This is a genomic window from Bradyrhizobium sp. TM102, from assembly GCF_009176685.1.
GTDB lineage: Bacteria > Pseudomonadota > Alphaproteobacteria > Rhizobiales > Xanthobacteraceae > Bradyrhizobium > Bradyrhizobium ottawaense.
In genome coordinates, this window is record NZ_AP021855.1 from 6012245 (window position 1) to 6027073 (window position 14829).

Annotated in this window: 13 protein-coding genes and 1 pseudogene; 5 read left to right on the forward strand and 9 right to left on the reverse strand. The window is 61.9% G+C overall.

Annotated features, from left to right (window positions below):
• The first annotated feature begins 164 nt into the window (after nucleotides 1–164).
• On the forward strand, nucleotides 165–1235 hold the full coding sequence (locus GDN70_RS28505; protein ID WP_028143097.1) for a glycosyltransferase family 4 protein: 1071 nt from the start codon (nucleotides 165–167) through the stop codon (nucleotides 1233–1235).
• A 183-nt stretch (nucleotides 1236–1418) separates the two neighbouring features.
• On the opposite strand, the gene GDN70_RS28510 is transcribed toward GDN70_RS28505, so the two are convergent.
• The 5 genes and pseudogenes from GDN70_RS28510 to GDN70_RS28525 form a co-directional block, all read right to left on the reverse strand.
• The gene (locus GDN70_RS28510; RefSeq protein ID WP_152103320.1) at nucleotides 1419–3350 is read right to left on the reverse strand and encodes an alkyl/aryl-sulfatase; all 1932 of its coding nucleotides are present in this window, start codon (nucleotides 3348–3350) and stop codon (nucleotides 1419–1421) included.
• Nucleotides 3351–3479: 129 nt separating this feature from the next.
• Nucleotides 3480–4721, reverse strand: a complete 1242-nt coding sequence (locus GDN70_RS35810; protein ID WP_371731597.1) for a TRAP transporter large permease — start codon at nucleotides 4719–4721, stop codon at nucleotides 3480–3482.
• A gap of 306 nt (nucleotides 4722–5027) precedes the next feature.
• Nucleotides 5028–5456, reverse strand: a pseudogene (locus GDN70_RS35815) (TRAP transporter small permease); the annotation flags it as partial.
• 155 nt (nucleotides 5457–5611) lie between these two features.
• Complete coding sequence (locus tag GDN70_RS28520; RefSeq protein WP_038946977.1) at nucleotides 5612–6613, reverse strand: DctP family TRAP transporter solute-binding subunit; 1002 nt, start codon at nucleotides 6611–6613, stop codon at nucleotides 5612–5614.
• A 199-nt stretch (nucleotides 6614–6812) separates the two neighbouring features.
• The gene (locus GDN70_RS28525; RefSeq protein ID WP_028143101.1) at nucleotides 6813–7583 is read right to left on the reverse strand and encodes a methyltransferase domain-containing protein; all 771 of its coding nucleotides are present in this window, start codon (nucleotides 7581–7583) and stop codon (nucleotides 6813–6815) included.
• Between the two features lie 147 nt (nucleotides 7584–7730).
• Here GDN70_RS28525 and GDN70_RS28530 point away from each other — a divergent pair, with 147 nt between their 5' ends.
• On the forward strand, nucleotides 7731–8474 hold the full coding sequence (locus GDN70_RS28530; protein WP_152103322.1) for an SDR family NAD(P)-dependent oxidoreductase: 744 nt from the start codon (nucleotides 7731–7733) through the stop codon (nucleotides 8472–8474).
• Nucleotides 8475–8534: 60 nt separating this feature from the next.
• Here GDN70_RS28530 and GDN70_RS28535 read toward each other — a convergent pair whose 3' ends face one another.
• From GDN70_RS28535 to GDN70_RS28550, 4 genes are all read right to left on the reverse strand, one after another.
• On the reverse strand, nucleotides 8535–9152 hold the full coding sequence (locus GDN70_RS28535; protein ID WP_244429085.1) for a hypothetical protein: 618 nt from the start codon (nucleotides 9150–9152) through the stop codon (nucleotides 8535–8537).
• A 24-nt stretch (nucleotides 9153–9176) separates the two neighbouring features.
• Nucleotides 9177–9806 carry a hypothetical protein gene (locus tag GDN70_RS28540; protein WP_038946971.1) on the reverse strand — a complete coding sequence of 210 codons (630 nt, stop codon included), beginning with the start codon at nucleotides 9804–9806 and terminating at the stop codon, nucleotides 9177–9179.
• Nucleotides 9803–10846, reverse strand: a complete 1044-nt coding sequence (locus tag GDN70_RS28545) for a TAXI family TRAP transporter solute-binding subunit (protein ID WP_152103323.1) — start codon at nucleotides 10844–10846, stop codon at nucleotides 9803–9805. The genes GDN70_RS28540 and GDN70_RS28545 overlap by 4 nt, the downstream gene beginning before the upstream one ends.
• A gap of 62 nt (nucleotides 10847–10908) precedes the next feature.
• Complete coding sequence (locus GDN70_RS28550; RefSeq protein ID WP_152103324.1) at nucleotides 10909–12495, reverse strand: hypothetical protein; 1587 nt, start codon at nucleotides 12493–12495, stop codon at nucleotides 10909–10911.
• 988 nt (nucleotides 12496–13483) lie between these two features.
• Between GDN70_RS28550 and GDN70_RS35210 the strand changes: the two genes are divergently transcribed.
• The 3 genes from GDN70_RS35210 to GDN70_RS28560 all read left to right on the forward strand — a co-directional run bounded on the left by GDN70_RS35210 (nucleotide 13484) and on the right by GDN70_RS28560 (nucleotide 14598).
• Nucleotides 13484–13660, forward strand: coding sequence for a hypothetical protein (locus GDN70_RS35210; RefSeq protein ID WP_162832242.1), 177 nt, complete (start codon nucleotides 13484–13486; stop codon nucleotides 13658–13660).
• A gap of 216 nt (nucleotides 13661–13876) precedes the next feature.
• Nucleotides 13877–14308 carry a pyridoxamine 5'-phosphate oxidase family protein gene (locus GDN70_RS28555; protein ID WP_038946968.1) on the forward strand — a complete coding sequence of 144 codons (432 nt, stop codon included), beginning with the start codon at nucleotides 13877–13879 and terminating at the stop codon, nucleotides 14306–14308.
• A gap of 14 nt (nucleotides 14309–14322) precedes the next feature.
• Complete coding sequence (locus tag GDN70_RS28560) at nucleotides 14323–14598, forward strand: hypothetical protein (protein WP_038946967.1); 276 nt, start codon at nucleotides 14323–14325, stop codon at nucleotides 14596–14598.
• The last annotated feature ends 231 nt before the right edge of the window (nucleotides 14599–14829 follow it).

Genomic DNA, 14829 nt, shown 5'->3' on the forward strand with positions numbered 1-14829 from the left:
TGCGAAGATGTGATGGCAGCATCGCGACGAACACCGGACGTGTCGAATAAGTAACCTTTGGAGGAAGGAACTTCGCAAGTGCGGGAACGTTCCCTTGGCTGGCATTGCCGGTGCCGACAAGCGGGGGCTTTCTACGATCATGATCGCACAAAGGAGATGGTGAGATGCGCATCGCGCAGGTTGCTCCGTTGACGGAGGCTGTTCCACCCAAGCTGTATGGCGGCACCGAGCGGGTGGTGCATTGGTTGACGGAAGAGCTGGTGGCCCTCGGGCACGACGTGACGCTATTTGCCAGCGGCGACTCGCAGACATCAGCCAAGCTGGATGCGCTGTGGCCCAAGGCGCTCCGTCTCGACGGTTCCGTACGTGACCCCAATGCACTGCACATGGTGCTGCTGGAGCGTGTGCGGCAAAAATGTGACGACGAGGAGTTCGACTTCCTCCACTTCCATCTCGACTATTATCCGTGGTCGTTGTTCCACCGCCAGCCGACGCCATTCCTGACCACGCTGCACGGCCGGCTCGACCTGCCGGAGCATCAGCCGGTGTTCAACACCTTCTCGAAGATGCCCGTCATTTCGATCTCCAATGCGCAGCGACGGCCGGTGCCGCAGGCGAACTGGGTGACCACGATTCATCACGGTCTTCCGGAGAACTTGCTGACGCCGAAGCCGGCGAAACAGGAATATCTCGCCGTGCTCGGCCGCATCGCGCCCGAGAAGGGCGTCGACCGCGCCATCAAGATCGCGACCCATTGCGGCATTCCGCTGAAGATCGCGGCCAAGGTCGATCGTGCCGACCAGGATTACTACGACGAGCTGATCCGGCCGATGATCGAGAACAATCCGCTGGTGGAGTTCATCGGCGAGATCAGCGATCACGAGAAGTCGGACTTTTTGAGCGGCGCGCTCGGCCTTCTGCTGCCGATCGACTGGCCGGAACCGTTCGGCCTTGTGATGATCGAAGCCATGGCCTGCGGAACGCCGGTGGTCGCCTTCAACCGCGGCTCGGTGCCGGAGATCATCGACGAGGGGCTGACCGGCTTCGTCGTCGAGGACGTCCTGAGTGCAGCCGGCGTCGTCAATCGCCTTCCGCAACTTGACCGCACTGCGATCCGCAAGCAGTTCGAGGCGCGTTTCACGGCGCGGCGAATGGCACTGGATTACCTCGCCGCCTATCGCAGCCTCGCCGAGGAACAGTCGCCGCGGATCAAGCTGGTGAGCAGCGCGGAGTAGGCTAGCCACAATCACAACTGTCGTCCCGGACAAGCGCGCCCTAAGCGCGCGCCGATCCGGGACCCATACTCCGCAGCATTAGTTTTGCGAAGACTCGGAGTTGCCAGCTCGCGCAAAAACGCAATCCTGTGGTCATGGGTCCCGGCTTTCGCCGGGACGACACTGGTATTGTTGCGAAAGCACCTACCTCACCACCGCCCGCTTCGGCTCCACGATCTCGAACATGCGCGGAAACTCGTCCATCAGGCCCATCAGCTCGGCGAGCTTCATCGGGTTGCCCGACAGCTTGACCTTGCCCGCAGCCACCGCCTCCGGAAAGCTCGTCAGCTTGGCGATCACCTCGTCGAGCGTTGCGCGCGCCAGCGTGAAGCTGGCATCGGCGCCCTCTGCCTGCACGCCCTCGCTATAGGTCAGCGCGCAGTTCTCCAGATTGAGCACGAAGGTCTCGCCGGTATCGGAAAAACTCCAGTTCAGCACGATGCGCTTGCCCTCGGCGTTGGGACCGTTGAGGCGGATGCCGAGCACGTCCCAGAGCTGGCTGGTGCGCAGCGCAGCCAGCGTCTCGCGCGGCATCGGCGGGCGCGCCGGCACCTTCGGCATGCCCTGGCGCAATTCCTGCGCGCCGAACAGATAGGCGTTGCGCCAGGTCGCGCTTTCGGCGGCGTAGCCGAGCTGCTCCAGCGTGTCGGCGAGCAACGCGCGCGCTGCCGCATGGTCGGGCTCGGCGAAGACGAGATGGCCGAGCACTTGGGCGACAAAGCGGAATTCCCCCTTATCGAAATCCGCACGCGCCCGCGCGAGGATCGCATCCGCCCCGCCCATATACTCGACGTACTTCCTGCCTGACTCCACCGGCGGCAGCGGATCGAGATTGACCGGGTTGGCGTCGTACCAGCCGAGATATTTCTGGTAGATCGCCTTCACATTGTGCCGGATGTGGCCGTAATAGCCGCGGCCGTGCCAGGCGCCTTCCAGGCTCTTGGGCAGCTGGATCGTCTCGGCGATCTCGGCCGCGGTGAGGCCGTGATTCATCAGGCGGATGGTCTGGTCATGCGCAAATTTGTAGAGGTCGCGCTGCTGCCGGATCATCGTGCCGATGCGCTCAGCTCCCCACACCGGCCAATGATGCTGGCCGCACATCGCCTCCGCCTTGCCGTCCCAGAGCTGCAAGGCCTCGCCCAGATATTTTGACCAGGCCAGCGCGTCGCGCACGTCGGCACCGCGGAACGGCAACAGATTGTGGAAATTATGAGTGCAGTTCTCGGCGAGGTTCAACAGCCTGTAGCGCGGGATGAAGAAATGCATCTCCGCCGGTGCTTCGCTGTTCGGCGCCATCTGGAATTCGAACTCGACGCCGTCGATGACGCGCCTGTCGCCGGTCGCCATGATCAAATCGGTCGGGCGTAGCAGCGCAACTGATCCTGCCGCCATCGACTTGCCGAGCCCGCAATCGACCTGCCCCCGCGTCCCCTTGGCGAGCAGCGGCCCGAACTGATACTGCGCCCGGCGCAGCATCGCGGGGCCTGCGATGATATTCTCGGAGACAGCGTGCTCCATGAACAGGTTCGGAGCGATGATCGGCACGCGGCCGGCGGCGAGCGCGTCGTCCTCCAGCACGCCGCGCGCGCCGCCCCAATGATCGGTGTGGGTGTGGGTGAAGATCACGGCAGCAACGGGCTTCAGGCCGCGATGCCTAAAGTAAAGATCGAGCGCGGCGCGGGCGCCTTCGATCGAGGTCAGAGTGTCGACGACGATGACGCCGCCGTCGCCCTCGATCAGCGTCATGTTGGCGATGTCGAGCCCGCGTACCTGGTAGACACCGGGCACGACCTCGAACAGGCCGTGCTGCATGTTGAGACGCGACTGCCGCCACAGGCTCGGATTGACCGTAGGCGGCGCCTGATCGGTGGACAGAAAGCCGTAAGGCTCGAGGCTCCAGACCGTCCTCCCTTGCGGGTTCGTGATCGTCGCGTTCTCGATCGTTCCGAGGAAGCCACGCGCGGCGTCGTCGAAATCCCGCGTGTCGGAAAACGGCAGCGCGTTCAGCATCGTTGTTTGCTGCGCGATGACGGACGGCGTCGCGTCCTTCGGCTCGCTGTTCGAAATGTCCGTCATCGAGATGGCTCCCCTGATCTGGTGAGAGCCATCTAACCGCATCTCACAGCCGTTTGCCATTAAGGGAGCGAAGCGCAGCCGGGTTCACTCTCCCCTGGAGGGGGAGGTCGCTTCGTGCAGCTCCTATCGCTACATCCCCAGCAATCGCGGCAGCCACAGCGACAGCCCGGGCCAATACGTCACCACCACCAGGAATCCCAGCATCGTCAACAGCCACGGCCACACCGCGACCGTGAGCTCGGTGATGCCCATCTTGGCGATGCCGGAGGCGACGTAGAGGTTGAGGCCGACAGGCGGATGGCAGAGGCCAACCTCCATGTTGACTGTCATCAGGATGCCGAAATGGATCGGGTCGATGCCGAGCTTGACCGCGACCGGAAACAGGATCGGGGCCATGATCAGGATGATCGAGGACGGCTCCATCACGTTGCCCGCCAGCAGCAGCAGCAGGTTGACGAGGAGCAGGAAGCCGATCCACCCCAGGCCCTGGTCGATCATCCATTGCGCCAGCGCTTGCGGCACATTTTCGTAAGTCATCAGGAACGAGAACAGGACGGCGTTGGTGATGATGTAAAGCAGCATCGCCGAGAGATTCGCCGACGACAGCAGCACCCGCGGCACGTCGCTCAGCTTCAGGTCTTTATAGATGAACACGGCGACGATGAAGGCGTAGACCGCACTGACGGCGGCAGCTTCGGTCGGCGTGAACAGGCCGCTGTAGATGCCGCCGATCACGATCACGATCAGCAGGATGCCCCAGATCGACTTGCGGAAGGCATCGAAGCGCTCGAACAGCGTTGCCTTCGGCATCCGCGGATAGTCGTTGCGCCAGGCCCGATAGAACGTCGTGGCGCCGAGAAGCGAGGCCAGGACCAATCCCGGCACGATGCCGGCGATGAAAAGCTTGCCGACCGAGCTGTTGGTGGAGACGGCGTAGAGAACCATCGGGATCGACGGCGGAATGAGAATTCCAAGCGAGCCCGACGTCGTGATCACGCCCGCGCCGAACCGCTTCGGGAAGCCTTGCGCGACCATCGCCGGCAGGATCACCGAGCCGATCGCCACCACGGTCGCCGGCGACGAGCCGGAAATGGCGGCAAACAGCGCGCAGGCGACCACCCCCGACAGCGCGAGACCGCCGTACCAATGGCCGACCAGCGAGGTCGCGAAGGTGATCATCCGCCGCGCCACCCCGCCATGGGTCAGGAAGTTGCCGGCGAGGATGAAGAACGGGATCGCCATGATCTCGAAGTTCTCGATGCCGGTGAACAGCTTCAGCGCTACCGATTCCGTGCGCACGTCGGTCAAGGTGAACATGAAGCTGAGCACGGTGAGACCGAGCGCGATCGAGATCGGCATACCCGTCAGCATCAAGGAGAGCAGAAGCGCGAACACGATGAGGACGCGCAAGCCCTGCGGCAACGTGATGACATGGCCCGCATGCGCGAAGCAGAGCGCGACGATCAGGACCGGCAGCAGCATCAGGATCCAGCCGAGCGGGCTGCGCTCGTCGCGGACGACCTGACTATGCGTGACCGGCGCCGGATGCACCGGATCCGCCTCGACGCCCTCGACACCCGCCATGTCGTGATGCGGCAGCTCGCCGGTGCGATGGAACGACCAGGCGACCTGCAGGAAGCGGAAGCACATCAAGCCGGAGCCGAGCGGGATGGTGAGATACACCATCCACATCGGTGCTTCCAAATCGTTGGATTGCTGGCCGGTCTGCCACATCTGCCCCACGAACGCGGCGCCGAAATAGGCGACGATGGCGGTGAAGAGAGCGCCGCACAACAGACCGAAGGTGATGACGCGACGGCGCGATCCGCCGGGCAGGATGTTGACCAGCACGTCGACGCCGACATGGATGCCGGTCCGCACGCCGTAGGCGGCACCGAACTTCGCCATCCAGATGAACATGTAGATGCAGAGTTCCTGCGCCCAGGACAAATCAAGCGCGGCAAGCCAGACGAATGCAGCGCGCGCCGGGACGGCGAGGAAGGTCAGGTTACGGGCTTCCGCCCATTTGGCGATGTCGATCGACAGGCCGGCGCCGTAGCGGTGCAGCACGGCGACGAAGATGAGCGACGTCGCAGCCGCGATCATCGTCGCGATCAGCCATTCTTCGAGATGATCGAGCACACGATTCAGCACACGCAGCAACTTCGTCCCCCCAGCATTGGCTCGTCCATTCAAGAGCGAAACGGCCGGGAGTGCGATCACCCCCGACCGTTGCTATTGTTCTTGTCAGGGCGCGGCCGTCAGTTCATCTTGACGTCGAGTTCCTTGGCGACGAGATCGAGCACTTCCTGCCCGACCCGGCCCTTTGCCCATTTATAAGTCGGCTGCATCGCGTCCTGCCACGCCTTGCGATCGGCATCGGTCAGGTAATGCAGATTGGTCTTGCCTGTCTTCTTGATCTCGGCCAGCGCGTCCTCGTTCTCCTGGCGCGCGATCGAGTTGGTGTAGTCGGATGCCTCCGCCATCGCCTTGTCGAGTTGGGTGCGGATATCGGGCGGCAGGCCCGACCAGAACTTCGAATTGACGATGACCGCATATTGCAGATGCGCGTGATAGGAAACGGTGATGTCTTTCTGCACCTCGTAGAACTTCTGCGTCAAGTAGTTGGACGCGGTGTTCTCGCAGCCGTCGACCACGCCGGTCTGCAAAGCCTGGTAGACCTCGGAGAACGCCATGATCTGAGGGATGGTGCCGACCAGGCGGAAATACTGGTCGGCGACCTTGGATCCCGAGATGCGGAACTTGAGGCCCTGGAAATCCGTCGGCTTTATCAGCGGACGATTCGAGGAGACCATGTGGAAGCCGTTGTCCCAGTAAGCGAGGCCGGTAATGCCCTTGGCCTCGAGCTTCTGGAATAGCCACTTGCCGATGGTGCCCTTGATCGCGCTGGAATAGGTTTGATCGTCCTTGAATAGCCAGGGCAGATCGAGCGCCTCGAACTCCTTGATACCAAGGGGCGCGAATTTGGCGGTCGAAGGGGCAAGCATGTGCACCGAGCCGAGCTGCAGCGCCTCGATCTCCTCTTTGTCCTTATAGAGTGTGGAGTTCGGGTAGACTTCGACCTTGACCTTGCCGTCGGTGTAGTTCTCGGCGAGCTCCTTGAACTTCAGCGCGCCCTTCCCCTTCGGCGTGTCGTTGGCGACGACGTGGCTGAACTTGATGACGATCGGAGTTTGGGCCTGCGCAACAACGGGGGCCAAAACGAGCGCGGCCGCCGCGACCGCGAGAAGCAGTTTGCGCATGAAGACCTCCCAACAACCTCGACAAACCGGGTGCTTTTTTTGTTTTCCGGTTTGAGTAGTGGCAGCAATCCGCAGGCCGAACAACTAGACCTAAGCCCAATTTGCCGCAGCCAAGCTATCTTGACGAGCGCTGTCTACGCAACCCGGCACCTGCTTCCATCCAGGGGAACGAGCGCTTATGTCGCATTGCGGCAGTGCATTAGCTCTTGCGCTGGGCGACCATGAAGAGACGGCGGAACGGGAACAGGGTCTGCCCCGCCGCATTCTTCGGATAGGCCCTCGCAACCCGCGCGCCATAGGCGGCTTCGAATGCGATCTTCTCCTCGCCTGCGAGCACGTCGAGATAGCGCGTCAGCCAAGTCCCCTTGGTCCATTCCTTGACGGGGTTCTCGCCTTCCAGCACTTGCAGATATTCGGTCTCCCAGATGTCGATGTTGGCCGACATCGGCGCAAGAAGATCGTGATAGAATGCCGGGCCCTCGACCGGCGGCGGCGTCACGAGATGCTCGACCTTGGACCGCCACGGACCATCAAGCGCCGTCTCGCCGATCAGCACATGCGACGGCGCCAGAAAGTTGCGCGGCATCTGCACCGCGAGCATGCCGCCAGGCCTCACCTTCTCCATGACCGATGGAAACAGCGCCGCATGATTGGGCAGCCAGTGCAGTGCGGCATTGGAATAGATCAAGTCGTACTGCCCGGCGGGGCGCCAATGGCCGAGGTCCTCGTGGGACCATTCCACATCGGGTGCAGCCTTGCGGCCGGCGGCAACCATCTCGGCGGAGCCCTCGACGCCGGTCACGCTCGCCTCCGGCCAGCGCTCCTTGATGAGTTTTGTCACGTTGCCGGCGCCGGCACCGAGATCGGCAATCTCGCGCGGGCCAAAATCCGGAATCCGCATCAAGAGGTCAACGGCGGGCCGGAGCCGGTGGCCGGAGAATTTTAAGTATTGCTGCGGATCCCAGACCATCGTCTCAACGCCTTTTTCTTTTTCGTGTTTCCTTCAACGGCGCTCTTGGTTACCACTGCTCGTCCCGCTCAGGCAATTCGCAAGGCGCGCGGGACGGGCAGGAAACGAACAGCAATAAGCAAGAACCAAACAAGAGAGCGTGTCACCATGGACCTCGGGCTCAAATCGAAAACCGCTGTCGTCACCGGCGCGAGCATCGGCATCGGCCGCGCGATCGCCAAGGGCCTCGCCGCCGAGGGCGTGCGCGTCGTCGGCGTGGCGCGGCGCACCGATCTTCTCGCCGAGCTGGTGAAGGAGGAAGGCACCGGGCTGATCACGCCGCTCGAACAGGACGTCATGGCCAAGGACGCGGCGGAGCGGATCGCGGCCTTTGCGGTGAAGGAGCTCGGCCATGTCGACATCCTCATCAACAATGCCGGCGGCAGCCGGCCGCTGCCGGTCGATGCCCCCGACAGCAAATGGGACGAGGCGATCGCGCTGAATTTCACCAGCTACCGCCGCATCGCGCATGCGCTGCTGCCGCAGATGATCGAACGCAAATGGGGCCGCATCGTCAACATCACCGGCAAGTCCGAGCCGGAAGGCCTCAACGCGGCGTTCGCCGCCAAGGCCGCCGTGCACGCCTGGGCCAAGGGCCTGTCGCGCGAGATCGGCGAGCACGGCATCACCATCAACTGCATCCCGCCCGGCCGCATCATGAGCGAGCAGATCCGCCGCAACTACGCGCCTGATTATCGCGAGCGCTTTGCGGAGGAAGAGATTCCGGTCGGCTATTGGGGCGAGCCGGAAGATCTGGCGGCACTGGCAGTATTTCTGGCCTCACCGGTGGCGCGCTACATCACGGGCACGGTGATCCCGGTGGATGGCGGGCTGAGGCGGTATCAGTTCTAGGGTTGGTCTCCTGAATCCACGGCCCGCGAACGCACGCCTTCTCCGGGTTGCCGCCGGACCTCACGGTTTGACGTAACTCCAGCCCTGCTCCTGCAGCTCCATGACGCGGACGACGCCGGATTTGACGATCGTGGCCTGTGGAATCAGGCTTATGTCCTTGTTCTCCGCCTTGCGCATGTTTTCCTGCGTGTTGCCGCAAGCTTTAAAGGAGATTTCGGGATGGCTCATCGCGAGCACCTCGATGCGCGGCTTTACCGGCGAGGTGTCATCGCGCAGCATGTGAAGGCCAGGACCAAAGGTGACTACCTCGATCGACACCGGTTCACCGAGATCGCGATAGTACTGCGCGACGTTGCTCGCATTGTTGAGCGTGAGGTTCATCATCGCAGGGTCGTTGGAATTAACCTGCAGCACCAGCCGGTGCGACTTTTTCGCGCTCTCGGTTTTTGTAGCCTGAGCCATCTTCGTGCTGTTCGGAGGATCCTGCCTGATCGCGTGGTTCTGCCGCGGCTTGCCCACCTGCTTCTGTCCACCCGGATGCTTCGCGTTGCTCGCTTGGCTCTTCTCGCGCGCCTGCGGGATCCACTGGTTGTCCTGCTGCGCCTGCGCGCCTGGTCCGACCAGAAGCAGTATCGTCAAGCCTCCGATGAGTGCCATCGCCAATTTTGGATTGATCATCTCGTGTCTCCCATTTCCTGACCATCACCTACCCGGTCTGGCGATGGCATGTGGCCATTTGCATGCAGCCGCCATTTTCTTGCGCACGTTTTCGAATCCGCTGAGCAGGAATTGTCCGCCTTGCACCGGGCCAGTGCGGGTGAAAAGGCTCACGACGATGTGGCCGTCGTCGGGTAGTGAGCTCAACAACTTTACGACGTCGCCCCCGAAAGCGACGCCCGATCCGAATGACGGCGACGCTGCTGCGAGTTGCATTGGCGTATCCGCATTCAGCCGAAAGGAGATCACGTATTCGTTGGCGCTGCGTGACAGCGCCGGTCCGGCGACTATGACTTCCGTGCGGCCTCTGCGGCAGTGGATTGCGAGCTGCATCGCGGCGCCATCCGAGCTGCCGACAGAAGTGGCGGTGGCGGTGACGACCGGCAGATAATCGACTGGCGAAGTCGTCTCGCTGACGATCCAGCCAGCATCCCGGCCACCCCGGCTGGACGGTGGAATCTTGCGCGACAAGTCTTGCAGACATTCCAGCCGGGCTTGTCCCTCCATCGCCGAACAAGCCCTAAGTGTTTCCATGGGATCGGTCGTACTTTGCGCGTAGGCGATACCGCAGGCGACGTTGAAGGCGACAGCGAGCGGAGGAGCGGCAGTCTTCATGGCCTCGCCTGTACGCTGCGCGCTTTGCGATCCAGCCATTCCTGCGCGGCTTGGAAGCGGGTGAGACCCGGGACCGATGCCGCAAGATTGATCGACTGCCATTTCGGATCGAAGCCTGGTGCCTGCAGGCGGTCGATGCGCGAGAACAGGTACTCGACAAGGCGAGCCACGCGTTGGTAACGATTGGAGCCGAGCGGCCAGTTGAAAGCGACAAGCGCTGTCGGGACCGCGATGGTCGAGACCCGCTCACCCTGCTTGATCAAATTTGGATACTCGTTGGCGTCCAAGGTCGCGGGCAGATAATAGTCCTCGAACTTCTTGTCGTAACGGATCGGGAGGAACTTGAATCCAGCCTCCCAACGGCCCTTTACGAAGGCGTCGACGGGTTTCGAGGTGATGAACACCACGGCCGACATTTCGCCTTTGCGCATCTGTTCCAGGGCAACCTGATGCGGGATGAATGTCTTTTCGACATCGATCCCGAGACGGCTGAAGATCAGTGGTCCTGAATAGGCGGCCGCGGTGCCCAGGGTGTTGAAGTTCACCTTCTTGCCGACAAGATCCTGCAGGCTTGTGATTTCAGGCCGCACAAAAATGTGCAGCTCGGATGGGAAGAGATTGAGCAGATAGGTGATGCGGCTTCGGATCTGCGGTGCCTGAATCTTATACTCCTCGAGCGCGTCGGAATTGATGATGGCAGTATCGACGCCGCGCAAATAGAGCAGCGCATTCAGATTGTCGGTGGCCCCGCGGGTGACGATCGGCAGGAGATGCAGGTCTGCTCCGTCGTCGACGACGCGAGCCATTTCTGCGGCGAGGCGGATCGGCGCGCCCTCGAGCAGGCCCCCGGCGAGCCCGACCGTCCAGGCGTTCATCCGGTCCTTTTCGTTCTCTTTCGGAAGCGGCCGTCGGTCGAGCTGTGCATCGGCCTTGGCATTTCTCGCCGTTTGCGCATCCAGGCAGGCAGTTTGAAGCATCATAGCGACCGGCACCAACCAAGTGAGCAGGAGCAATGAGCGTAACTTTGGCGCCTTGTTCATGTCGTTCCCTTCCGGCTCAGCCACCGCAAGCTTTCGTCTCTCGGACTGCAAGAAGCCCATTCTCAGGGTCGCAACGCATCCAGCCGTTCCTTCGCTTCGCGAATACCGGCCCTGTGTGCCTTCGCGTAGAGCTCGCGCGCCTTGGCCGCTTCGCCGCGAGTTCCATAAGTACCCCAGGCGGATAGAACCGCCGGATCGTAGGTCTCGGCGAGCATGAAACTTGCCTGCGCAACGTCTTTCTCAGCCGCGAGCTCGAGTACAATGCGTGCTGCACCGATATTTCCCTGATCGAGGAGCGCCCTGGCACGCGGGATCAAACGGGCCTCCGCCTCGTTCTGGGCGGCAGCGGTCGGTGGCTCCGCCACTTCCACGCTCCGCGTCGCCGGCAAGACCGGGGCGTCATTTGCTTGCTCGGCGAGGACGCGCTCATGGGTCGAGCGCCACCCCGGTGCAAGATCTCTCTCCCTGGCCTCGGTTTTGCTCAGCTCCTGTTTCAGCGACTGTCGCAGTTCGCTGATCTCTTGTTTCGCTGCCTGGCCCTGCTGCCAGGTCGCATTTTCGGCCTCGCGCAGTTGCACGTTGCGGGCTTCGATCTCCCGGCGCACTTCGGCAAGTTCGCTCTCCAGCGCAGCGGCGTGCGCCTGGGCCTTTTCCAGAGCGCGGCGTTGTTGATCGGCATCGGCAGCTGCTGCCTGTGCTGCTTTGGCTTCCGTGACGAGAACGGCGTTCTTTTCCTGCTCTTGCTGCAGGGACTGCCGCAGTTCCGCAATCTCCAGCCCCGCCGCCTGGCTTTGCTCCGCGGTCGCAGCTTCCGTCATAGGCAAGCGGCGAGGCATTCCGGCGAGTTCGCTCGCGAGCGCGGCGGCGCGCGACTGCGCCTCGTGGCGTTCCTGCTCAGCGCTCGCCGCTGCTGCCTGTGCGGCGTTCACCTGCCTTGCGCGGACGGCGCTATTTTCCCGCTCGCGCTGCAGGGACTGCTCTAGTTCTGCGATCTCCCGCTGCGCCGCCTCTCTCTGCTGCGCGGCCACATCCTCCGCCTTCCGCGATCCTGCGTCGCGGGCATCGATCTCGCGGCGGAATTCGGCGACTTCGTTCGCAAGCGCAGCGTTGCGCGCTTGCTCCTGTTGCAGCGATTGCCGCAACTCGTCCGCCGCAATTTTTGCCGCGTGCGCGTGCTGGACCGCCTCGTCAAGTTCCCTGCGCGCCCCGTCCAGTTCACTGGCGCGCGCATTAGCGTGCAGAGCATCTCGATCCGGCCATGGCTCGGGCTGCACCATGCCTGCCGGCACCGTGTACGTCAGGGCTCCGCTTGCTTCGCGCTGAAGGAGCGCTTGCGACCCCGCCCCTATCTCCGGCCGTTGCTCGAAGCTGAGGGCACTCTCGCCGCCGATTTGCGTCGTTTCCGGAATTGCTCGTGCGCCGAAAGTGTCGAACACACCCAGTAAGGCCGCTCCAATCAGGATCGCGGGAAGCAAAATGACAGCCGCTGCGAGCGGAATGCCCAATGGCCCGCCCTCTGGGTCAATGTCCTCAGTTTCGGGAGACCAATGGGTCGGCTCGGCGTTGATTGGAGCGCCGTCTTTGGAGACCCATTTGCCTGCTTGAGGCGACCAGCGAGCGACGTCAACAACCCCGGTCGCATCTTCCACCCAGATGTCTTCTCCGTCCCTGGGTGCAGTATCAATCGGTCGGCGCATTGATCACGCCTCTTTAGATAACAGCTAGAACGGCGCGATTGCTCCGCCTGTTTCGCAGTTCGGCATGGCACCATACCCACAATTAAATAATTAAATAAATTATATATTTTGAACCAAATGCGAAGTCAAATTAAATCAGCCTGGTACGGCAAAGGGGACGTCAAATCAGGCGCATCGTCTTCATTGTGCAGTCGGGTACGTTGCCGTCCACGGTGAACCAAAGCTCGTACATCGTATGGAATATGGGCAGGGCACGGCGAACATGCGAAGCTGACGGCGTTTTCGCAGCGTCTCGGAGCTGAGGAGTGACCGATGCGCCTTGCATTGCCCTATTTGGGAATTGGCGTCTGCTTGTCTCTTGCGACCTGGTTGGCGTTAGGGCTTGTATTCGAGTGACGGTTTTCCACAACGAGCGTTGATCTCCACGTCACTTGGCCCGCTGGCTTCTTACCAGCCGTCTTGCCGCGACCTCGCGCCGGAACAATGTCGGCGACAGCCCGCCGAGCATCTTCCTGGCCTTCAAATGCGGTCAATCGTGCTCCCGAGAGGCGCGCGCACGATCACTGACCCGCCGCCAGCTTCTTCAACCACCACCTGCGGATCAACAGGTACTGCATGGCGCAAGTCGCCCCTCCCGTGGCAGCAACCACTCCTGAAGAGCGGAAGAGCGAAACGAAATTGAACGGAAACGGATGAGTGAGCAGCGCGCCTGTCGTGCACCAGCGTCACAGCTCGGAAGGTCCGAGCCACGCCATGAACGCGCAGCGACACCCATCGACGAACGTTCAGCACTCAGCACGATGAGTTTCGCAAATGCTCTGCCATTCTGCGCGTTAGACGCTCGGGAAGGCACAACTCGGTTCCCCGCAAATCTGCGCCGTTCTGATGCCGGAACGCCAAATCCGCCAACGCGTTATCTCCAATATCGAAGGAGAAGATCATGAGCGTTGAAGGCAAGATCAAGGAAGGCGCCGGTTACATCAAGGAAGAGATGAACGAGCACGGCAAGGGTCCCGAGAGCCAGCGCAAGGCTCAAGAGGGACGCGATCTTCGCAATGAGGGCCGCATGGAAGACGGCAAGCCCCCGAAGACCACCAAGCCCGGCACCGGCCACTGATACGATCTCATCCAAACCGCCCCCGGCTGATGTCGGGGGCGGTTTTATTTCGAGGTAGAAAGAGCGCATCAATCAGACCCGCCGACGGCCCCTTCCTTCAAACCCGCCAAGCCTGCATCAGCGAAGTAATGGCCGGTGGGCATGGACCCCCGCTCTATTCATCAGGGAACACGGCCTGCATCCCGCCGTTGCTCCAGCCCCACTGGAGGAAAGTTCATGTCCAAGACATCGCTCGCCGAGATCGCGAAGGAAATGGCCGACATCGACATCGCCATTCTTTCGACCCACACCGAGAACGGCGAAATCGCCAACCGTCCCATGAGCAACAACGGCGATGTCGCCTACGACGGCACGTCTTATTACTTCGCCTATGAACAGACCCGCACCGTATCGGACATCCAACGAAATCCGAAAGTCGCGCTCGGGTTTTCGTCGGAAGCGGGCCTCTTCTCGAAGGGGATCTACGTCGCCGTCGAGGGGACGGCCGAACTGATCCGGGACAAGGCGGCTTTCCAGCAGCACTGGACGAGCGATCTCGACAAATGGTTCGACCGCGGCATCGATACGCCGGGCATCGTGCTGATCAAGGTCAAAGCCAACCGCATAACTTATTGGAAGGGCCGTGAAGAGGGTGAAGTTGCGCTCTGATCGGCTCCGTGACGGTGCGGCGATTCGTTGATTGGTTCTTCCGGAGCCGCGAAACAGGTGCCATCACCATCGCGCAGTGGCCGAATCTTCTTCTTTGGATCGTTATCGTTGCGGGCCTTCTGCTTTGGATCTGGCCTTCCGCAGGCAACATCAGCGTCGGCTTGACGATCGTCGTGAAGGGCGGACTCTTCGTCTGGGGCGCCGACGAGGTCTTCCGCGGCGTGAATCCCTGGCGGCGCTGTCTCGGCGCTGCCGTAGTCGTCTATGAGTTCATGACACTTCTGCCGTGAACCCACGTACTTCAGTCCATCACCTGATCGGCGCCGATCAGAAAACTTTCGGCGATCACGAGGTCCAGAGCCTTGGCGGTCTTCAAATTGGCCTTCCGTAACGGACCGGCATCCAAGTCTTTTTCAGGATCGCTGGCACGTTAGCATCCTGCCAGCGTTTTGCCCGACGGGTCAACTTGATCGCAGCCGCGACTGCCGTCGCAATGCGGTTCGAAAATCCGTTATCAATCA